At 59.0% G+C, this 19,066-nt stretch carries 17 protein-coding genes and 2 pseudogenes; 12 read left to right on the forward strand and 7 right to left on the reverse strand.

Annotated elements, in window-relative coordinates:
- Positions 1 to 69: 69 nt before the first annotated feature.
- A complete protein-coding gene (locus ACA063_RS23760) occupies positions 70 to 564 on the reverse strand; it encodes a CS1 type fimbrial major subunit (RefSeq protein ID WP_497663598.1) in 495 nt (164 codons plus the stop codon).
- A 504-nt stretch (positions 565 to 1,068) separates the two neighbouring features.
- On the opposite strand from ACA063_RS23760, the gene ACA063_RS23765 reads away from it, so the two are divergent.
- Both ACA063_RS23765 and ACA063_RS23770 read left to right on the forward strand, forming a co-directional pair.
- The gene (locus ACA063_RS23765) at positions 1,069 to 1,644 is read left to right on the forward strand and encodes a PadR family transcriptional regulator (protein ID WP_497663599.1); all 576 of its coding nucleotides are present in this window, start codon (positions 1,069 to 1,071) and stop codon (positions 1,642 to 1,644) included.
- A complete protein-coding gene (locus tag ACA063_RS23770; protein WP_497663600.1) occupies positions 1,641 to 2,426 on the forward strand; it encodes a siderophore-interacting protein in 786 nt (261 codons plus the stop codon). Before ACA063_RS23765 ends, ACA063_RS23770 begins: the two co-directional genes overlap by 4 nt.
- Positions 2,427 to 2,584: 158 nt before the next feature.
- Here the strand turns inward: ACA063_RS23770 and ACA063_RS23775 are convergent, their stop codons facing one another.
- On the reverse strand, positions 2,585 to 3,238 hold the full coding sequence (locus ACA063_RS23775) for a Pr6Pr family membrane protein (RefSeq protein ID WP_497663601.1): 654 nt from the start codon (positions 3,236 to 3,238) through the stop codon (positions 2,585 to 2,587).
- Positions 3,239 to 3,240: 2 nt separating this feature from the next.
- Positions 3,241 to 3,471 (reverse strand): VF530 family protein, encoded by a 231-nt coding sequence (locus ACA063_RS23780; protein WP_007944895.1) that lies wholly within the window; start codon positions 3,469 to 3,471, stop codon positions 3,241 to 3,243.
- Positions 3,472 to 3,917: 446 nt separating this feature from the next.
- On the opposite strand from ACA063_RS23780, the gene ACA063_RS23785 reads away from it, so the two are divergent.
- The 3 genes from ACA063_RS23785 (at position 3,918) to ACA063_RS23795 (ending at position 8,738) form a co-directional block, all read left to right on the forward strand.
- A complete protein-coding gene (locus ACA063_RS23785; RefSeq protein ID WP_497663602.1) occupies positions 3,918 to 5,300 on the forward strand; it encodes a carbohydrate porin in 1,383 nt (460 codons plus the stop codon).
- Positions 5,301 to 5,523: 223 nt separating this feature from the next.
- On the forward strand, positions 5,524 to 7,935 hold the full coding sequence (locus ACA063_RS23790; protein ID WP_497663603.1) for a glucose/quinate/shikimate family membrane-bound PQQ-dependent dehydrogenase: 2,412 nt from the start codon (positions 5,524 to 5,526) through the stop codon (positions 7,933 to 7,935).
- Positions 7,936 to 8,438: 503 nt separating this feature from the next.
- The gene (locus ACA063_RS23795; protein ID WP_497663604.1) at positions 8,439 to 8,738 is read left to right on the forward strand and encodes a DUF6124 family protein; all 300 of its coding nucleotides are present in this window, start codon (positions 8,439 to 8,441) and stop codon (positions 8,736 to 8,738) included.
- Here the strand turns inward: ACA063_RS23795 and ACA063_RS23800 are convergent.
- Together ACA063_RS23800 and ACA063_RS23805 are read right to left on the reverse strand one after the other, a co-directional pair.
- Positions 8,735 to 8,845: pseudogene (locus ACA063_RS23800) on the reverse strand (hypothetical protein); the annotation flags it as partial. The gene ACA063_RS23795 and the pseudogene ACA063_RS23800 overlap by 4 nt on opposite strands.
- A pseudogene (locus ACA063_RS23805) lies at positions 8,835 to 8,987 on the reverse strand (hypothetical protein); the annotation flags it as partial. The pseudogenes ACA063_RS23800 and ACA063_RS23805, both read right to left, overlap by 11 nt.
- A 130-nt stretch (positions 8,988 to 9,117) precedes the next feature.
- On the opposite strand from ACA063_RS23805, the gene lon reads away from it, so the two are divergent.
- From lon to cmoB, 6 genes are all read left to right on the forward strand, one after another.
- The gene (gene lon, locus ACA063_RS23810; RefSeq protein ID WP_497663605.1) at positions 9,118 to 11,535 is read left to right on the forward strand and encodes an endopeptidase La; all 2,418 of its coding nucleotides are present in this window, start codon (positions 9,118 to 9,120) and stop codon (positions 11,533 to 11,535) included.
- Between the two features lie 330 nt (positions 11,536 to 11,865).
- Positions 11,866 to 12,258: a hypothetical protein gene (locus ACA063_RS23815; protein ID WP_497663606.1), complete on the forward strand. Its 393-nt coding sequence runs from the start codon at positions 11,866 to 11,868 to the stop codon at positions 12,256 to 12,258.
- A gap of 123 nt (positions 12,259 to 12,381) precedes the next feature.
- Positions 12,382 to 12,774, forward strand: coding sequence for a protease inhibitor I42 family protein (locus tag ACA063_RS23820; protein ID WP_497663607.1), 393 nt, complete (start codon positions 12,382 to 12,384; stop codon positions 12,772 to 12,774).
- A 2-nt stretch (positions 12,775 to 12,776) separates the two neighbouring features.
- Complete coding sequence (locus ACA063_RS23825) at positions 12,777 to 13,412, forward strand: lysoplasmalogenase (RefSeq protein ID WP_497663608.1); 636 nt, start codon at positions 12,777 to 12,779, stop codon at positions 13,410 to 13,412.
- A gap of 218 nt (positions 13,413 to 13,630) precedes the next feature.
- On the forward strand, positions 13,631 to 14,410 hold the full coding sequence (cmoA, locus tag ACA063_RS23830) for a carboxy-S-adenosyl-L-methionine synthase CmoA (protein WP_497663609.1): 780 nt from the start codon (positions 13,631 to 13,633) through the stop codon (positions 14,408 to 14,410).
- The gene (cmoB, locus tag ACA063_RS23835; RefSeq protein ID WP_497663610.1) at positions 14,407 to 15,363 is read left to right on the forward strand and encodes a tRNA 5-methoxyuridine(34)/uridine 5-oxyacetic acid(34) synthase CmoB; all 957 of its coding nucleotides are present in this window, start codon (positions 14,407 to 14,409) and stop codon (positions 15,361 to 15,363) included. Before cmoA ends, cmoB begins: the two co-directional genes overlap by 4 nt.
- A 39-nt stretch (positions 15,364 to 15,402) precedes the next feature.
- On the opposite strand, the gene tadA is transcribed toward cmoB, so the two are convergent.
- Positions 15,403 to 15,897 (reverse strand): tRNA adenosine(34) deaminase TadA, encoded by a 495-nt coding sequence (gene tadA / locus ACA063_RS23840; protein WP_497663611.1) that lies wholly within the window; start codon positions 15,895 to 15,897, stop codon positions 15,403 to 15,405.
- Positions 15,897 to 17,273, reverse strand: a complete 1,377-nt coding sequence (locus ACA063_RS23845; protein WP_497663612.1) for a multicopper oxidase family protein — start codon at positions 17,271 to 17,273, stop codon at positions 15,897 to 15,899. The genes tadA and ACA063_RS23845 overlap by 1 nt, the downstream gene beginning before the upstream one ends.
- A gap of 98 nt (positions 17,274 to 17,371) precedes the next feature.
- Here ACA063_RS23845 and ACA063_RS23850 point away from each other — a divergent pair, with 98 nt between their 5' ends.
- On the forward strand, positions 17,372 to 18,934 hold the full coding sequence (locus tag ACA063_RS23850; protein ID WP_497663613.1) for a membrane-targeted effector domain-containing toxin: 1,563 nt from the start codon (positions 17,372 to 17,374) through the stop codon (positions 18,932 to 18,934).
- Positions 18,935 to 19,066 lie beyond the last annotated feature (132 nt).

Here is a 19,066-nt window from a genome sequence, read left to right on the forward strand (position 1 = left end):
AAACACTGCTGTTTGCCCCCTCGGGTGACGCGAACTTGAACAGTCAGCGTTTGTTGATCAAAGACTCGATCAAGGCGTGACTGGAGGAACCGCGTCGAAGGTCATTGCTACGACACCGGTGTAATCGCCAGCAGGGGGAATTGTCGCTGGATTTGCCAAAGCAATGTTCAGCGGCGCACGGAAGTTCACGTCTGACTCAGCCTCACCCACAATCGTTTCCGGAGTAGTAGTCAGTACAACGTTGTTGATGGTGACTTTCAGAGGAACAGTATTGGCCCCAGAGATCAATGTGGCTGGGCTGTCCAGACTTGCCTTGACCAAACCATTGTTGTTACGGATATCGAAGAACCCGTTAACTTCACCCATTTTGCCAGAGCCCGGCTGGAAGCTCATGTCCTGGTCCTTGTTGACCAAGTCAGGATTGGTCGGAACCACGTAGAAACCGTTGGTCGGTACGTGGGCAACGATGCTGATCGAGTGAGCCGCTTCACCGGCGGCAAATGCACCCGAAGAACCCAGAGCCAGGAGAGCCAGAGGAGCAGCGATTGCGAATTTCTTGAACATTGTTAAGTACCTGTTTTCTTTATGGAGTCGGTTCATTGAAAGTTGAAAACAAGTGGACCTTTAGTCGGCCACTTGCCTGGGCTTTCAATGCCCGACCATCTTCGACTGTTCGAGATTCAAAGTAAGCAGGCAACTTCCGATGATCGCGTAGTTAAACCACCCCGCACCTCGAAGGAAAAAGAAACAAAAAATCCAAATGCCAAACAGTGACTGTAAGTTACGACCTACATACAGTTTCATTAAAAAAACCATACAGCAACTTCAACTATGTAACACGGGGCTTTAATGGTTTTTAGAATACTAGCTCTAAATACATTAGAGTAATAGCTTTAACTTCGGGAAGAGGTTTCTCGTGTGAGAAAGGTCTTGCTGGCCCTTTGGTAATTTGCATCGCGTGATCCGTCGCCGCTCGTCAGCTCAAGCGGCCTTCTGTGCACAAGCTGCTTGCGTTCGACTTAAGATATATCTTACGTTGTATCTAAATACGACCAAGAGAACGCAAAAATGAGAGACCATCATTCCCCCCACCGCGAACACGGTGATGGCCGCGACGGCTTTGAGAAGCGCACAGGCCGCGAACGCGGTGGCCGCGGGCCACGGGTATTCGCCCCCGGTGACCTGAAGTTGTTGCTGCTGGCGTTGATCGCCGAGCAGCCGTGCCACGGCTATGACTTGATCCGCCAGATCGAGAACATGTTCGACGGCGCCTACAGCCCCAGCCCCGGCGTGATTTACCCGACCCTGACCTTTCTGGAAGAAAGCGACCTGATTCAGGGCGATGCCGAAGCCGGCAAGAAACGCTATGCAGTGACTGACGCGGGTCGCCAGTCCCTCGCGGATCAAGCGATTGCGCTGGAAGGTGTGCGCATGCGCATCGACGTGAGCAAACGTTCATTGCGCGGTCATGATCGTCCCGCTGAAATCCACGAGGCGGTGCATAACCTGCGTCATGCACTGCAACTGCACCACGGCCGGTGGAATCCGGAGGAAATCCTTCGCGTCAGCACGCTGCTCAACGACACCGCCAAAGCCATTGTCGACGGCCCTGCCGTTCAAGCCACCCAGGAGAAAGCCGAATGACTGCTGTCGAGACCCCAACCATTCACCGCGTCATGCACGAAATCAAACGGCGTCGACTGGAAGTCCTGCGCGTGGTCGACCTGACGCCGCGGATGCGCCGCATCACCTTGGGTGGACCTGAACTGGCAGGTTTTGTCAGCCTCGGCACCGATGACCACGTAAAACTTCTGTTCCCGCAAAACGCGGCGGAACACGCGGCACTGGAAACCCTGGTGCTGGGTGCGGGCAAAGATGATGGGCCGAAACCCGCCATGCGCGACTACACACCGCGCCGCTACGACCTTGATGCGCTGGAGCTGGACATTGATTTTGTGCTGCACGGCGATGGGCCTGCCTCGACCTGGGCCGAACAGGCCACACCCGGGCAGTTCCTGCACATCGGCGGGCCACGGGGTTCGATGATCGTGCCGGACATCTTCGACAGCTACCTGCTGATCGGCGACGAAACCGCCCTGCCCGCCATCGCGCGTCGACTGGAGGGGTTGGCGGCCAATCGTCGGGCACTGGTGATTATTGAAGTGGAAAATGGTGCCGAGCAGCAAAGGCTCGAAAGCGCGGCGCAGGTCGATGTGATTTGGGTGCTGCGCGAGGGTGGAAAGGACCACTTGCTGACGACCGTGAAGCAGCTGAAGGTGCCTGGCGGCAATCTGTATGCGTGGGTGGCGACCGAGAGCAAAGTGTCTCGGCAGATTCGTCGGGTGCTGCTGGATGATCATGGGCTGGATGATAAATTCGTCAAAGCGGCCGGCTACTGGCGACTGGATGACAGCGACGAGGAGTGATTCACGTTCGATGGTCGCGGGCCTTTGTGGCGAGGGAGCTTGCTCCCGCTGCGCTGCGAAGCGGCGCCAAACCAGCAGTCGGAATACACCTGGCAGGATTTGGGGCTGCTTCGCAGCCCAGCGGGAGCAAGCTCCCTCGCCACAAAGGCAGGTCTGGTTCAAATTTCCTGACTTCGACCTGCACGCCATCGATCCAACCCGATCACCAGCAGCGCAATCACCACAAACCCCACCAACAACCCACCCGCATTCACAAACACCTGTGGATAACCCAGCTTGTCCACGTCAATAAACGGATACGGGTAAACCGCCAGCGCATGCCCGCGAAACAGTGAATAGGCGAAGTACACCAGCGGATAAATCACCCACAGTCCCACGTGTTTCAGGCGCAACGTGCCTTTGGGCACGCAGCACCACCAATAGATCAGAAACAGCAGGGGCATGATGTCGTGCATCAACTCATCGGCCAGGAACTGCCAGCCTTCGGGGTGCCACAGATGGCGCAGCAACACGCTGTACGCCAGCCCGACCAGGGCAATGCTCACCGCCACCCCGCTGCTCACCCACGGTTGCAGAAACCAGCGCCGCGCCGCCGACTCCCGTGATGTCATTTCACAGGTCAGGACCGTCGCTACCAGCGTATTGCTCAGCACCGTGAAATAGCTGAAGAAGCTGATCAGCCCCCCGAGCAGGCTGGCTTCCAGCGTCCAGCGTGAGTAAAGAATCAGGTACAGCTGAATACTCAATCCCGCCCAGCCGAGGACGGCCGCTACGGCCACGAAACGACGCCGCGCGGCAGCGTGGTTGGCCATGCTCAGACAGGTCGCTTGGTGCGCATCAACTTCACGTACAGGCGCTCGACTTTCTCCCGCGCCCATGGGGTTTTGCGCAGAAAAGTCAGGCTCGACTTGATGCTGGGATCGCTTTTGAAGCAGCGAATATCAATGCGCTCGGCCAGCCCCGACCATTCGTAATGCTCAACCAGGGCATTAAGGATTTGCTCCAGCGTCACGCCGTGCAGCGGGTTGTTGTTTTGTTCGGTCATGCCGGGCCTTCGAGCGGTGAAAGAATGGGAAGCCGCGCACCTTAGCCGAGGGCTTCGTTGGGGGGAAGCGATCTGTGTACGGTCAGTTAAATGTAGGTGAACCGCAAAAGATCGCAGCCTCGTTTCACTCGACAGCTCCTACACCGGAATGCGATCACCTGTAGGACTGTCGACAGTCACCACATTGAAATGTAATCACCTGTAGGAGCTATCGACAGCCCCACATTGAAATGCGATCACCTGTAGGAGCTGTCGAGTGAAACGAGGCTGCGATCTTTTCCCGGGACTGTTACCAAATCCGAAACGCTGCATGTCACTAAAAGCCCTTTCTCTATTTGTAACAGAACATTATCCTTACGCCCGCACCCGCTGAAACGCTCCCGCTGCCTGCTTCACGCCTGCTGATTTCAGTTCATCCCCCAGAAAAAGATCAAGAATCTCCCCTCATGCCCGAATTCCACACTTTGCGAGACAGCGCTGTCTGCTTGTCTGTTGCCAGTCGAAAAGCCCTGAACCTGATCGGCGGCTTCACCGTATTAGGTCTTGCTACCTGCACCCAGGCCGCTCCGGCCTTCGATAGCGAATCACCGTGGATGCTCGGTGACTGGAATGGCAGTCGCACCGAACTTTCGGAAAAAGGCTACGACTTCAAAGTCGATTACACCGGTGAAATGGGCAGCAACCTGCACGGCGGTTACGACCACGATCGCACGGCGCGGTATAGCGACCAGTTCGGCTTCGGCACGCACCTGGACCTGCAGAAAATTCTGGGCTGGGACGACGCCGAGTTTCAGCTGACGATCACCGAACGCAGCGGCAACAACATCAGCAATGACCGCATCAACGATCCCCGCGTGGGCGGTTTCACCTCGGCCCAGGAAGTCTGGGGACGCGGGCAGACCTGGCGTCTGACGCAGATGTGGTATCAGCAAAAATTCTTCGACCAGAAGCTCGACATCAAGGTCGGTCGCTTTGGCGAGGGCGAAGACTTCAACAGCTTTCCGTGCGACTTCCAGAACCTGGCGTTCTGCGGTTCCCAGGTCGGCAACTGGGTCGGTGGCATCTGGTACAACTGGCCGGTCAGCCAGTGGGCGATGCGTGTCAAATATCACCTGACACCCGAGCTGTATGCGCAGGTCGGTGCTTACGAGCAAAACCCGTCCAACCTGGATCGCGGTAACGGCTTCAAATTGAGTGGTAGCGGCACACAGGGTGCGATCCTGCCGGTGGAACTGGTGTGGTCGCCCAAGCTCAATGGCCTGCCAGGCGAGTACCGCGCCGGTTACTACTACAGCAACGCCAAGGCCACCGACGCCTACAAGGACAGCAACGGTCAGCCGGCTGCCCTGAGTGGCGAGGCTTACCGCAGTGCCTCCAGCAAACACGGCGTGTGGTTGGGTGTGCAGCAACAATTGACCAGCCGCGCCAGCGACAACTCCCGCGGTTTGAGCGTGTTCGCCAACGGCACGATGCACGACAAGAAGACCAATGCCATCGACAACTATGTCCAGGCAGGCGTCGTCTACAAAGGCCTGTTCGATGCACGCGCCAAGGACGACATCGGTTTCGCCATGGCCCGCGTCCACGTCAACCCGGCCTATCGCAAGAACGCCGAGGCGACCAATCAGGCTCGCGCCGTCTACGACTTTGATGATCCGTCTTATCTGCCACCGCAGGACACCGAATACAGCGCCGAACTCTATTACGGCGTGCACGTCACGAACTGGCTGACCGTGCGCCCCAACCTGCAATACATCCGCCACCCCGGTGGCGTGGACCAGGTCGATGACGCGCTGATTGGCGGGATCAAGATCCAGTCGTCGTTCTAACCTACACCGCAACCCCTGTAGCAGCGAGCTTGCTCGCGATGGTCGTCAACGAAAACGCTGGGAACCTGATACCCCTCAGCGTTCTCAAGTTTTTCGCGAGCAGGCTCGCTCCTACAGGGGGCCGCATCAACCCAACATTTTTTATCTGAACCATGCCCGTACAGGATCGTCATCTACAGTGAACCTGCGCGGATCAACTTAAAACGTCACGGAGAACCACACTATGAGCACTGATGGTGCTTTGAGTCGAAGCCGTCTATTGCCGACGCTGCTCGGCATTCTGCTTTTGCTAATGGGCCTGGCCATGCTGGCCGGAGGGATCAAGCTGAGCATGCTGGGCGGCTCGCTGTACTACCTGCTGGCCGGTATCGGCATGGCGCTGACCGGCGTACTGCTGATCGCCGCACGCCGTGCTGCGTTGGGCCTCTACGCACTGGTGCTGTTCGCCAGCACCGTCTGGGCGTTGTGGGAAGTCGGCCTCGACTGGTGGCAACTGGTGCCGCGTCTGGCACTGCTGTTCGCCCTCGGCATCGTCATGTTGCTGCCGTGGTTCCGTCGTCCACTGCTGCGCACCGGCGCTGCACCGATGGGCACTGGCGCGCTGAGCGTTGCCGTGGTGATCGCGGGCGTGGCGGCACTGGCCAGCCAGTTCACCAACCCCGGTGAAATCAAAGGCCAACTGGATCGCGACAGCGTACCGGGCATGACCAACACCGCCCCGGCAATGGCCGACGGTGACTGGAATTCCTACGGCCGCAGCGCCCATGGCGACCGTTACTCGCCACTGGCGCAGATCACCCCGGAAAACGCTCACAAGCTGGTTCCGGCCTGGACCTACCGCACCGGTGACATTCCTGGCCCTAACGATCCGGGCGAAACCACCGCCGAAAACACCCCGCTGAAAGTCAACGGCATGCTCTACGTGTGCACGCCGCACAGCCAGGTGATCGCGCTGGACCCGGACACCGGCAAGGAAATCTGGCGTTTCGATCCGAAGCTTTCGACGCAAAACGCGGCGAACTTCAAGGGTTGGGCGCACATGACCTGCCGTGGCGTGTCGTATCACGATGACGCCGTTTACGCTTCCGAGCAGAGCCCGACCGGCACCGCCAGCCCTGCGCCAGTCAGCGCTGTTTGCCCGCGTCGCATCTTCCTGCCCACCGCCGATACCCGTCTGATCGCCCTGGATGCCGACACCGGCAAAATGTGCGAAGACTTCGGCGATAAAGGTCAGATCGACCTGAGCGCCAACATCGGCGGCTTCAATGCCGGCGGTTACTACTCCACCTCGCCACCGGCCGTGACCAAGGACCTGGTAGTGATTGGCGGCCACGTGACCGACAACGTCTCCACCGACGAGCCAAGCGGCGTGATCCGCGCGTTCGACGTGCACACCGGCAAACTGGTGTGGAACTGGGACAGCGGCAATCCGGACGACACCACGCCGATTGCCGGTGACAAGGTTTACACCCGCAACTCGCCGAACATGTGGTCCATGTTCGCCGTCGACGAAAAACTTGGCATGCTCTACCTGCCAATGGGCAACCAGACCCCGGACCAGTTCGGTGGTGACCGTACCCCTGAGTCGGAACTGCACGCCGCCGGCCTGACCGCGCTGGACATCGCCACTGGCCAGGTACGCTGGCACATGCAGTTCACCCACCATGACCTGTGGGACATGGACGTCGGTGGCCAGCCAACCCTGATGGACCTGAAAACCGCTGACGGCGTGAAGCCGGCGGTACTCGCGTCGACCAAGCAAGGCAGCATCTACGTGCTGGACCGCAGCACCGGCAAGCCGATTGTGCCGATCAACGAAGTGCCGGTTCCGCAAGGCGCTGTCGCCGGTGATCACACCTCGCCGACCCAACCGAAATCCGACCTCAACCTCATGCCACCGCCGTTGCAGGAACGTGACATGTGGGGCGTGACGCCATTCGATCAACTGATCTGCCGGATCGACTTCAAATCCATGCGCTACGACGGCCCGTTCACGCCGCCATCGCTGCAGGGTTCGATCGTTTACCCAGGCAACTTTGGTGTGTTCGACTGGGGTGGTATCTCGGTGGATCCGGTGCGTCAGATCGCGTTCGTGAACCCGAGCTACATGGCGTTCAAATCGAAAATGATCCCCGCCGCCGAAATCGCCGCCCAAGGCCCGCGTAAAAGCGAAACCGAAGGCGTGCAGCCAAACAAAGGCGCGCCGTATGGCGTTGTCCTCGAAGCGCTGCTCTCGCCAATGGGCCTGCCGTGCCAGGCGCCCGCTTGGGGCTACGTGGCGGCAGTCGACCTGACCACTTCGAAAGTCCTGTGGAAGCACAAGAACGGCACCGTGCGTGACAGCTCGCCGGTTCCGATCCCGCTGAGCATGGGCGTTCCAAGCCTGGGCGGGACGTTTGTGACCGCTGGTGGCGTTGGCTTCCTGAGCGGTACGCTCGACCAGTACCTGCGCGCCTATGACGTTAAAAACGGCAAGCAGCTGTGGGAAGGTCGTCTGCCAGCCGGCGCGCAAACCACACCGATGACCTACACCGGCAAGGACGGCAAGCAATACGTGCTGGTCGTTGCCGGCGGTCATGGTTCGCTGGGCACCAAGCAAGGTGACTATGTGATGGCGTACAAACTGTCCGAGTAAGTTTTAGCGGCAGTTAAAACAAAGGCGACTCCTGCGAGGGGGTCGCCTTTTTTTGTGGGCTTTTGATGCAATCTGCTCTCCTGTAGGAGCTGACGAGTGAAACGAGGCTGCGATCTTTTGACTTTGCTTTTAAAGGGCAAGGTCAAAGGATCGCAGCCTCGTTTCACTCGTCAGCTCCTACAAGGGATCGAGGTCGGTCTGAAAAATCTGCGCGAGTCCTACAACCGCATCTGATCTGGAGGAGGATTCCGACAAGCTCTATCGGTTGTTGCATCGGAAGCCGGAAAGATAGGCTTTTGGGGTCGCTGCAAATTCAGCGAACGGGTTTGGTCGCCCAGGTTTAGAATGGCGCACTTTTAGTGCTTGCTTCATGGCGAGCTGTGCGTGGGAGGGCTCCGGCCCTGCCGGGTTCCATTCCCTGGTCGACCAACCTGCGTACGGTTCGCCACCCTACTGCTTGGTCGCAGTCGTGGCGAACTCCGTTTCCTCGAATGGAGCTTCACATGTTCAAACCAACCCCGAATCCCCCTGATACCGCCGACCTCCCTCCCCGCCCGTCGATTGCCGACATCAAAGACACGCCCCGCACGCCCAGTACTCTGTTCACAGTAGACCCAGAGGCCACGACCGAAACCCTGGTGGTTTATCTGGTCGAGACACTGGCCTCGGTCGATGTGATGGTCCATCAATTGATCGACCACCTCGACGGTGGGTCGCGCAATGCATTGCTGGGTATTTCAAACAGCATCATGTTGGCGGAGATCACGGCGAACCGGGTATTGGATCAAATCAATCCTCCCTAGCAGACGCAGGTCTCTGTGGCATTTGGCCTTTGCTCTGTGGCCTGTGACCTGTGGCCTGTGGCCTGTGGCCTGTGACCTGTGACCTGTGGCCTGTGGCCTGTGGCCTGTGGCCTGTGACCTGTGACCTGTGGCCTGTGGCCTGTGGCCTGTGGCCTGTGGCGAGGGAGCTTGCTCCCGCTGGACTGCGTAGCGGTCCCTTTTTTTTAGGGTCGCTTCGCAACCCAGCGGGAGAAAACTCCCTCGCCACAATGATGTGCTGCGTTATTCCGGAATAATCGAACGCTTGCGCGATACTCGAATACCCTGAATTAACCCCTCCCATTGAAACCACCCCCCGCCTGCCCCATCTAAGACCCATACCCCATTGCGCAGGTGCCCCATGAGCGACCAGCAAGAACTCCCCGAAGACTTGAGCGAATACGCCGATCCGGAGAACGCCGAACATCATTCCACCGGTAAAGGCCTTGCCCTGCCAGGCCAGAACCTGCCGGACAAGGTTTACATCATCCCGATCCACAACCGCCCCTTCTTCCCGGCGCAAGTACTGCCGGTCATCGTCAACGAAGAACCATGGGCCGAAACACTGGATCTGGTCAGCAAATCCGATCACCACTCCCTGGCCCTGTTCTACATGGACACGCCCCAGGAAGACCCTCGTCATTTCGACACCTCGGCCCTGCCGCTCTACGGCACGCTGGTCAAGGTGCACCACGCCAGCCGCGAAAACGGCAAGCTGCAATTTGTTGCCCAGGGCCTGACCCGCGTGCGCATCCGCACCTGGCTCAAGCACCATCGCCCGCCGTACCTGGTGGAAGTCGAGTACCCGCACCAGCCCACCGAGCCGACTGACGAGGTCAAGGCCTACGGCATGGCCCTGATCAACGCGATCAAGGAACTGCTGCCGCTCAACCCGCTGTACAGCGAAGAGCTGAAGAACTACCTCAACCGCTTCAGCCCCAACGATCCGTCGCCCCTGACCGACTTCGCCGCTGCCCTCACCTCGGCGACTGGCAATGAGCTGCAGGAAGTGCTCGATTGCGTGCCGATGCTCAAGCGCATGGAAAAAGTCCTGCCGATGCTGCGCAAGGAGGTCGAAGTCGCGCGCCTGCAGAAAGAAATTTCCGCCGAAGTGAACCGCAAGATCGGTGAGCACCAGCGCGAGTTCTTCCTCAAGGAACAGTTGAAGGTCATCCAGCAAGAGCTGGGCCTGACCAAGGACGACCGCAGCGCCGACATCGAACAGTTCGAGCAGCGTCTGGAAGGCAAGGTGCTGTCGGCTCAGGCGCAAAAACGTATCGAAGAAGAAATGAACAAGCTGTCGATCCTCGAGACCGGCTCACCCGAGTACGCGGTAACCCGCAACTACCTCGACTGGGCGACGTCGGTGCCGTGGGGCGTGTATGGCGAGGACAAGCTCGACCTGAAACACGCGCGCAAGGTGCTGGACAAGCACCATGCCGGCCTGGACGACATCAAGGACCGCATCCTCGAATTCCTCGCCGTGGGTGCCTATAAAGGTGAGATCAGCGGCTCCATCGTGTTGCTGGTCGGCCCGCCGGGCGTGGGTAAAACCAGCGTCGGCAAATCCATCGCCGAATCCCTGGGGCGTCCGTTCTACCGCTTCAGCCTTGGCGGCATGCGCGACGAAGCCGAGATCAAGGGCCACCGCCGCACCTACATCGGCGCGCAACCGGGCAAACTCGTGCAGGCGTTGAAAGACGTTGAAGTGATGAACCCGGTGATCATGCTCGACGAGATCGACAAGATGGGTCAAAGCTACCAGGGTGATCCGGCTTCGGCCTTGCTGGAAACCCTCGACCCGGAACAGAACGTCGAATTCCTCGACCACTACCTCGACTTGCGCATGGACCTGTCGAAAGTGCTCTTCATCTGCACCGCCAACACCCTGGACTCGATCCCCGGCCCGTTGCTGGACCGGATGGAAATCATTCGCCTGTCGGGCTATATCACCGAAGAGAAAATCGCCATCGCCAAGCGCCACTTGTGGCCGAAGCAGCTTGAAAAGGCAGGCGTGTCCAAAGGCAGTCTGAGCATCAGCGACAGCGCGCTGAAGGCGCTGATCGATGGCTACGCTCGCGAAGCCGGGGTGCGCCAGCTGGAGAAGCAGCTGGGCAAACTGGTGCGTAAAGCCGTAGTGAAGCTGATTGATGAACCCAAAGCGGTGATCAAGCTCGGGCCGAAAGACCTGGAATCTTCCCTCGGCCATCCGGTGTTCCGTAACGAACAAGTGCTGTCGGGTACTGGTGTGATCACCGGCCTGGCCTGGACCAGCATGGGTGGCGCGACCCTGCCGATCGAAGCCACACGTATCCACACGTTGAACCGTGGGTTCAAACTCACCGGGCAACTGGGTGACGTGATGAAAGAGTCGGCGGAAATCGCCTACAGCTACGTCAGCTCCAACCTGAAGTCGTTTGGCGGCGATCCGAAGTTTTTCGACGAAGCCTTCGTCCACCTGCACGTTCCTGAGGGCGCCACCCCCAAAGACGGCCCGAGCGCGGGCGTGACCATGGCCAGCGCCCTGCTGTCCCTGGCGCGCAATCAGGCACCGAAGAAAGGTGTAGCAATGACGGGCGAGCTGACGCTGACCGGGCATGTCCTGCCGATTGGCGGGGTGCGCGAGAAGGTGATAGCGGCGCGGCGGCAGAAGATTTTCGAGTTGATTCTGCCGGAGCCGAATCGCGGGAGTTTCGAAGAGTTGCCGGACTATCTGAAGGAAGGGATAACCGTGCACTTTGCCAAGCGCTTTGCGGATGTGGCGAAGATTTTGTTCTAAGCGGTTAAAGCACAACTTGGAAATGGCCAGACTTTTCGTCTGGCTTTTTTCATAGTGCACCGTTCAAGATAAACCACGAAATCCGTCGCCCCGGCTATAACGCGAAACATAAAACAACATAACCAAAAAATCTAAAAAACTGTCAATTCTGCCAGTATATCTTTCTACCTCATTCACCTATCTTTCCGGTAGCGGCACTTAACTTTCCCCTCTCCATTTAATCCATGGAAATTACTACGAAAGTGGCGAGCTCTATACCGGTCAGTTTGCAGCCGTCTATCACTTGCAAAGTGCCATCTTATTAAACTGTGAACGTTAACAGGGCATCACATGAAGACTAAAGACAGCTCAAAACATATACAGTCGGGCGAGTACTTCAAGGCGACGCGAGAAGGTGAGGAGCCATTCAACGCCAACGCCGTATACGTCCGTTATGAACAAAATAAAGTTGTGGTTTCAGCATTTATGGATTCCAATCCGCTGGAAAAACGTATTTTTTTTGTGAACATCGACCGCGGCACTCCGAATGGAGAACATGAATATGACCGTGGAAAAATGAGTGTTCAATACCAATCTATTGACGGAACCGCGAACGCTCTTTCTGGAACCGTTAATTTGAATCGTGATGACGTAAACAAAAGCTACCACACAACCTTCAAGTTACTATTCGTTGGCGGCGAGATTGAGGGCGAGTTCCACGTTCACAGCGAAGTTATCAAATAACCTCGGTCTTGCGATTGTACGAGTACCTGATGGCCAGCGACTCAACTACTGGGTCCTGGTCACAATTTGTCTCATCTTCAGTTATGCTCGCCGTTCGTCGTGAACGCCGGAGCCACTGACCTTATGTCCCCCACCCGCTTCTTTGTCCCCCTCGCCCTCTTGTTGCTGGCCGCTTGCGCCACGCCACCCAAACAGAACGTGACTGTGGAAAAACAAAGCCAATGTCCGGTGAAACTGAACAACGGACAAAACCTGATCCTGACCCTGCCGAGCAACCCGACCACGGGCTACCGTTGGGCGATTCAGGATTCGGCCGGTGGCGTGCTGATGGCGCTCAGTCCTGAGGTTTACAGCAATCCGGAAGACGCGGGGATCGTCGGCAGTGCGGGCCTTTCGACCTGGCGCTTTCAAGCGTTCGCCAGCGGCAATGGACGTTTGCGCCTGACCTCCCAGCAGCCGTGGGCACCGGAAGTGTTGCCGGTGGACACCTTCGACTGCGCGATTTCGGTGAACTGATCGTGGGCTGGCTAATCCTTGCGCTGATGGGCGCCGTGACGTTTCTCTATGGCCTGAGCGTACACGCGACACTGCTGTGTTTGCTGGTCAAACCGTTGCCCGTGCTGGCCTTGCTCGGCTGGCTGCACGATGCACCGCCCAGCGACTATCGCCGCTGGATCAGCCTTGGATTGATTTTCTCTCTGCTGGGCGATGTGCTGCTGGCGTGGCCCGGGGATTTGTTCGTGTTCGGCCTCGGGGCTTTCCTGGTGGCGCATTTGGCGTACCTGAAAGCCTATTTAAGCGACTGCCGGCGTCTGGCGTTGTTGCCGTTGGTCCTGGCGCTGGGTGTCGGCGCCGTGTTGCTGGGGATTCTGATTTCCCACGGATTGGGGCCGCTGCTGGTGCCGGTGATTGTCTACGGCCTGGCCATCAGCGCAATGCTCTGGCGCGCCTTGGCCCGACTCGGTACACAGGTGCCTGAACGCTCGGCGGTGCTCGCGGCAGCGGGTGCGGTGGCATTCGTGTTTTCTGACAGCGTGATCGGGATCAGCCGCTTCGTCGTGCCGTTCGAGGCCGCGCCTTATGTGATCATCCTCAGTTACTGGTTGGGGCAATGGGGGATCACCGCGTCGGCGTTTACTCAGAAACCGCGTTGAACCCTGTGGCGAGGGAGCTTGCTCCCGCTGGGTTGCGAAGCAGCCCAAAAACCATTCAACCGCGTTTAAACCGATACACCGGAGTAGCCGGGTTTACGACTGCTGCGCAGCCGAGCGGGAGCAAGCTCCCTCGCCACAACAGCCCTTTCACCCTTCAAATAGTGTAAGCCCGGCGGTTTATCAGACAACCCGCGCATCCCCGCGCCAAGTTGGCTAAAATGCCGGCCTTTTCCACCTACACCGCTGGAACCGCCGTGAGCAAAGAACCCGATCGCCTTTTCGCCCAGCCTTTGGCCCAGGTGCCCGACTTCGCCTTTAACGAGGACGTGGTGCGGGTGTTCCCGGACATGATCAAACGCTCGGTGCCGGGTTATCCGACCATCGTTGAAAACCTCGGCGTGCTGGCTGCGCAATTTGCCCAGCCCAACAGCGTGCTTTACGACCTGGGCTCGTCACTCGGCGCAGTAACCCAGGCCTTGCGCCGTCATGTGCGCACCGACGGCTGCCGCGTTATCGCTGTGGATAACTCTGCGGCGATGGTTGAACGGTGCCGTGAGTACCTCAACGGTCAGGACTCGATGTTCCAGGAGTTGCTGCCGGTGGAAGTCATTGAAGGCGACATTCTCGCACTCGACTTCCAGCCGGCCTCGGTGGTGGCGCTGAATTTCACCCTGCAATTCATCGCCCCGGACCAGCGCACGGCATTGCTCAGCCGTATTCATCAGTCGCTGCTGCCTGGCGGCGCGTTGATTCTCTCGGAGAAGCTGCGCTTCAACGACCTCGAAGAACACGCGCTGCTTACCGACCTGCATGTCGCCTTCAAACGCGCCAACGGTTACAGCGAACTGGAGATCGCCCAGAAGCGCAGCGCCATCGAAAACGTCATGAAGCCCGACAGCCTCGAAGAACACCGCGAGCGCCTGTTGGCCGCCGGATTCTCGAAAGTCGTGCCGTGGTTCCAGTGTCTTAACTTTGCCTCGTTGATTGCCCTGCCATGATTGATCTGTCCCCCCTCGCCCGCCGTCTGGCCGGTACTCCGCTGGCCGATTGGGCCAACACACTGCAAGCTCAGCTCGACAAGAAAATGGAAAAGGGTCATGGCGATCTGGAGCGTTGGCAAAGCGCGCTGGATGCGTTGCCGAAGATCCAGCCCAGTGAAGTCGACTTGCTGAACGGCCTGAAGCTGGATACCGATTGCGACGATGAAACCCGCGTGCAGATGCGCACCGCACTGATGGGCCTGTCGCCGTGGCGCAAGGGGCCGTTCGACCTGTTTGGCGTGCACGTCGATACCGAATGGCGCTCGGACTGGAAGTGGTCGCGCGTTGCGCCGCATCTGGATCTAAAGGGTAAACGCATTCTCGATGTCGGCTGCGGCAACGGCTATTACATGTGGCGCATGCTCGGCGCCGGTGCCGACAGCGTGATCGGCGTCGACCCCAACTGGCTGTTTTTCTGCCAGTTCCAGGCGGTGCAGCGATATCTGTCCGAGCCCAATGCGTGGCACTTGCCGTTCCCGTTTGAAGACCTGCCACCGGAGCTTGAAGGTTTTGATACGGTGTTTTCCATGGGTGTGTTCTACCACCGCCGCTCGCCAATCGAACATCTGTTGGCGCTGAAGGATTGCCTGGTCAAGGGCGGGGAACTGGTGCTGGAAACCCTGGTGATCGAGGGTGATCAACAGCAGGTACTGGTGCCGGAAGACCGTTATGCGCAGATGCGTAATGTGTGGTTCTTGCCATCGGTACCTGCGCTGATGCTCTGGCTGCGCCGGGCCGGATTTACCGATGTTCGTTGTGTGGACGTCAGCGTCACCAGCGTCGAGGAACAGCGCGGCACAGAGTGGATGAAGTATCAGTCGTTGAGTGATTTCCTCGATCCAGACGATCACGGCAAGACGATCGAAGGGTTGCCGGCACCGATGCGCGCGGTGATCGTGGCCCGCAAGTAAAATCAAGATCAAAAGATCGCAGGCTGCGATCTTTTGATCTCAGTCGCGACTAGCCCGACGCGCCTTGAAGAACTCGCTGAGCACCGCCCCGCACTCCTGCGCCAACACCCCGCCTTCAAACAACACCCGGTGATTCAAAAAGCCCTGGGTAAAAAACTGCCCCTGGCTCTGCACAATCCCCGCCTTCGGCTCCAGCGCCCCATACACCACCCGCGCAATCCGCGAATGCACGATCAGCCCGGCGCACATGCTGCACGGTTCGAGCGTCACATAAAGCGTGCTCCCCGGCAGACGATAATTGCTGGCCGCCAGCGCCGCCGCGCGGATGGCGACCATCTCTGCGTGGGCACTGGGGTCGTGGCCACTGATCGGGCAATTGAAGCCGCGACCGATGATTTCACCGTCCTGCACCAGCACTGCCCCCACCGGTACTTCACCCAGTGCCGCACCCTGCGCAGCCAGGGTCAGTGCTTCGCGCATGAATTCACGGTCACGGCTACGATCGATGATCGCCACGGGATGAATCTGACGCATCACGCCACCTCGATGGCGGCCATGAGGCCGGTTTCCATGTGGTCAATCACATGGCAATGGAACATCCACACACCCGGATTATCCGCCACCAACGCCACCTGCGCGCGTTCGTTCTTGCCCAGCAGGTAGGTGTCGGTGAAGTACGGAATGACCTTGTGCCGGTTCGAGGCGATGACCTTGAAGCTCATGCCGTGCAGGTGGATCGGGTGTTGATACTGCGTCATGTTTTTTAATTCGAAAATGTAGCTCTTGCCCTTTTCGAGCTTGGCAATCGGACGATCGGCGCAGGTCTTGTCGGTGATATCCCAGGCCTGGCCATTGATCTGCCACAGGCTGGGCGGCTTGCCGTTGTCGACGTTCACCGACACCGAGCCGACCCACTCGAAATTGAAGTTGAGTTTCTCGGCATTCGCCAGGTCCGGTTCGGCCACGGGATTGGCAGGCAACGCGGACGGCCATTGAGTCGGCGCGTCGCTGTTCGCCACCGAACGGAACGTGCCCAAGCGCACCGGGCCGTTGCGGAGTGACAACTCTTCGCCGGCCGGCGGAGCCTTGATCGCCAGGCAGATACGCATGCCGGGGCCGAGCCAGTATTCCTTGCCCATGGGGCGCGGCTCGATGGGGTTCCCGTCCAGCGCGTAGATCTGCGCTTCGACGCCGGGGATATTGATGCGATAGGTCAGGGTGTTGTCGAGGTTGAGCAGACGCACGCGGGTGATCTGACCGGCGGGTAATTCGACCACCGCCTGCGAGACGCCGTTGATGGTCGACAAACGCCCCGCCGTGCCGCCACGCGCCGCTTCGCGAGGAATGCTGAACGCGACGAACGCGCCTTCCTCATCGACGTGCCAGCTCTTGAGGCTCAAGGTCTTCTCGTACTTGAACCCGGTGGGTTCGCGCTCTTCAACGATCAGTGGGCCGACCAGACCGCGACCCAGCTCTTCGCTGCTGTTCACATGTGGGTGATACCAGTAGCTGCCGGCATCGGGCACGCGGAATTTGTAGTCGAAATACTCGCCTGGCAACACTGGAAGCTGAGAGACGTAAGGCACACCATCCATTTCCAGCGGCAGGCGGATGCCGTGCCAGTGGATGGTGGTCGCAACCGGCAGGTGGTTGATGAATCGTACCCGCAGCCATTCCCCCTGGCGCACCCGCAATTCGGTACCCGGCGCTGACGGACCGAACGCCCAGGCCTCGGTTTTGTGGCCAGCCACCAGCTCGACATCCAGGGGAGCGGCAATCAACTCATAGTCGTGGCCCGCGTCGGCGTCGGCCATCTTGCCAAGCCAGTACCGCGACGCGCCTCCCGCTCCGACGCCAACGACTACAAGACCGGCCAGGCCACCGAGGATTTGGCGACGGGTAAAGGACATGAACTCAACTACCTCACGTATCAGCGACAGGCCTTGGGGCCTGCAAAAGGCGAATACGATACACCTGCGGTTGAGAAACAGTAAGGGTGGGGCGGCGGATGGCCGCAGGAGACAGTTGGCCCTTTAAAAGATCGCAGCCTTCGGCAGCTCCTCAAACCGGCGACCGCTTCGGCCAAGGCACGGGCCAACTGCTCGCGCTCAAACGGCGGACTGCTGCCGGGCTCCTTCACGTATTGATCCACGATAGCTATTACCTGGTGCGGTACGTTAACGAGTTGAAAACCTGGGTCATCATCGATCCGGCCAATCCTTACTCGTTTTATCGCAATCTACCCATACGCCTGGACGAAGCCGGTGACTGGCAGCCAATCAACCGGCCCGGCCTGTTCGGCGGCGGCAAGTTCGACGGGTTGTGGCCTTGGGGTCGAGCCAGCGAGTCGCTGCCAGACGTCGACAGCCCGCCAACCGCCTACGACATGCCACAGGCCTTGCGCGAAGACCTGCGCGATATTGCACGGGGAACCGCGGCCAAGTACGACCTCAAAGACTATATGGAAAGCCTGCCAAAGCCTGACGGCAGCAATCCCGTCGCAGACTTCAAGGCCATGAGGCAAACCTTGTACCGCGACGCCACCGCGGCGCTCGAATCGCCCTCGTTGCCGGCCAGGCCCGAAATCCCTTCCCTGCCGCCCCGCCTGCCCCATAAAGACATCATCAAAAAATTGCTGCGCGCCGCACCAGGGCTGGTGGTGGGCGAAAGCCACGCCAGTGTGGGCAGCAAGCAGTTTCTGATCGAAAACATGCAGGTGCTGAGCAAGCAGAAAGTCAAAACCCTCTACCTGGAACACCTGCTGACAGATTTTCACCAAGCCGATCTGGACGCGTTCAACCGCACAGGCACCTTGTCCGAGAGTCTCGAGAACTATCTGAAAAACCTGGATCTGGGGCACGGCACCGACCCCAGCGGGCAATTCAATTTTCTGGAGCTGGTCAAGGCCGCCCGCAACAGCAACATCCGGATTCAGGCGATTGATTGCATCGCCAGCTACCGGAGCACAGGCATGCGCGGTGTGAGCAGCAACTACCGCCAGAAAATGATGAATTTCTTCGCGCATGAGGTGATCAGTGCCGATCAGACCGCCCGAGGTGCCCATCGCTGGGTAGCGCTGGTGGGCGATAGCCATGCCGCCACCTGGGAAGGCGTCCCGGGCCTCAGCGAACTGGAAGGAGGTATCAGTTTGCGCATCGAGAGCACACCGGCGGGTTCGGCGAGAGGAATAGAAGTCGATCCGGGACGCGTTCCGACCGATGAACTCGGCCGACCGGTGGCAAACGTTAAAAACGATCTGCGCCTGCAACTGGATACTCCGCCCAGTGTCGCGCTGGCCGAGACACTGGAAAACGCATTGCGCGAACCCGGTGATTGCACAGTGATGAGCATTGATGGCAACGCCACGCTCATCCATCTCAGCAGTGATGGTTCCATCGTTCGCACACCGATCCTGCGCGACCATGGTCTGTTTTACATCGAGCGGCCCAGCTGGCCGTCCGTCAGCGGTCGTCGCTACCCGAGCCTGGGCGAGTTTGCATCGAGCGGCCCAGCTGGCCGTCCGTCAGCGGTCGTCGCTACCCGAGCCTGGGCGAGTTTGCATCGGCGCTGAGACTCATGGGACTCAGGTCGGTGCGGGTGGCGGGCACCTGATGCGCAAAAGGCCCCGTAAACTCGCGTTCACGGGGCCTTTTGGGTGTTATGGACGATCAGTCAGATCGGGATCATTCCCACTCAATTATCA

The sequence above is a fragment of the Pseudomonas sp. LBUM1643 genome (assembly GCF_059716215.1).

Bases quoted from the DNA above. Each gene is read 5' to 3' on its own strand.
- tadA (WP_497663611.1), bottom strand. From the start codon at position 15,897: ATGCGTCAGATTCATCCCGTGGCGATCATCGATCGTAGCCGTGACCGT.
- ACA063_RS23820 (WP_497663607.1), top strand. From the start codon at position 12,382: ATGTCCCCCACCCGCTTCTTTGTCCCCCTCGCCCTCTTGTTGCTGGCC.
- ACA063_RS23760 (WP_497663598.1), bottom strand. From the start codon at position 564: ATGTTCAAGAAATTCGCAATCGCTGCTCCTCTGGCTCTCCTGGCTCTG.
- ACA063_RS23850 (WP_497663613.1), top strand. From the start codon at position 17,372: ATGGCCGCAGGAGACAGTTGGCCCTTTAAAAGATCGCAGCCTTCGGCA.
- ACA063_RS23775 (WP_497663601.1), bottom strand. From the start codon at position 3,238: ATGGCCAACCACGCTGCCGCGCGGCGTCGTTTCGTGGCCGTAGCGGCC.
- ACA063_RS23765 (WP_497663599.1), top strand. From the start codon at position 1,069: ATGAGAGACCATCATTCCCCCCACCGCGAACACGGTGATGGCCGCGAC.
- ACA063_RS23790 (WP_497663603.1), top strand. From the start codon at position 5,524: ATGAGCACTGATGGTGCTTTGAGTCGAAGCCGTCTATTGCCGACGCTG.
- cmoB (WP_497663610.1), top strand. From the start codon at position 14,407: ATGATTGATCTGTCCCCCCTCGCCCGCCGTCTGGCCGGTACTCCGCTG.
- cmoA (WP_497663609.1), top strand. From the start codon at position 13,631: ATGCCGGCCTTTTCCACCTACACCGCTGGAACCGCCGTGAGCAAAGAA.
- ACA063_RS23780 (WP_007944895.1), bottom strand. From the start codon at position 3,471: ATGACCGAACAAAACAACAACCCGCTGCACGGCGTGACGCTGGAGCAA.
- ACA063_RS23815 (WP_497663606.1), top strand. From the start codon at position 11,866: ATGAAGACTAAAGACAGCTCAAAACATATACAGTCGGGCGAGTACTTC.
- ACA063_RS23795 (WP_497663604.1), top strand. From the start codon at position 8,439: ATGTTCAAACCAACCCCGAATCCCCCTGATACCGCCGACCTCCCTCCC.
- ACA063_RS23770 (WP_497663600.1), top strand. From the start codon at position 1,641: ATGACTGCTGTCGAGACCCCAACCATTCACCGCGTCATGCACGAAATC.
- ACA063_RS23785 (WP_497663602.1), top strand. From the start codon at position 3,918: ATGCCCGAATTCCACACTTTGCGAGACAGCGCTGTCTGCTTGTCTGTT.
- lon (WP_497663605.1), top strand. From the start codon at position 9,118: ATGAGCGACCAGCAAGAACTCCCCGAAGACTTGAGCGAATACGCCGAT.
- ACA063_RS23845 (WP_497663612.1), bottom strand. From the start codon at position 17,273: ATGTCCTTTACCCGTCGCCAAATCCTCGGTGGCCTGGCCGGTCTTGTA.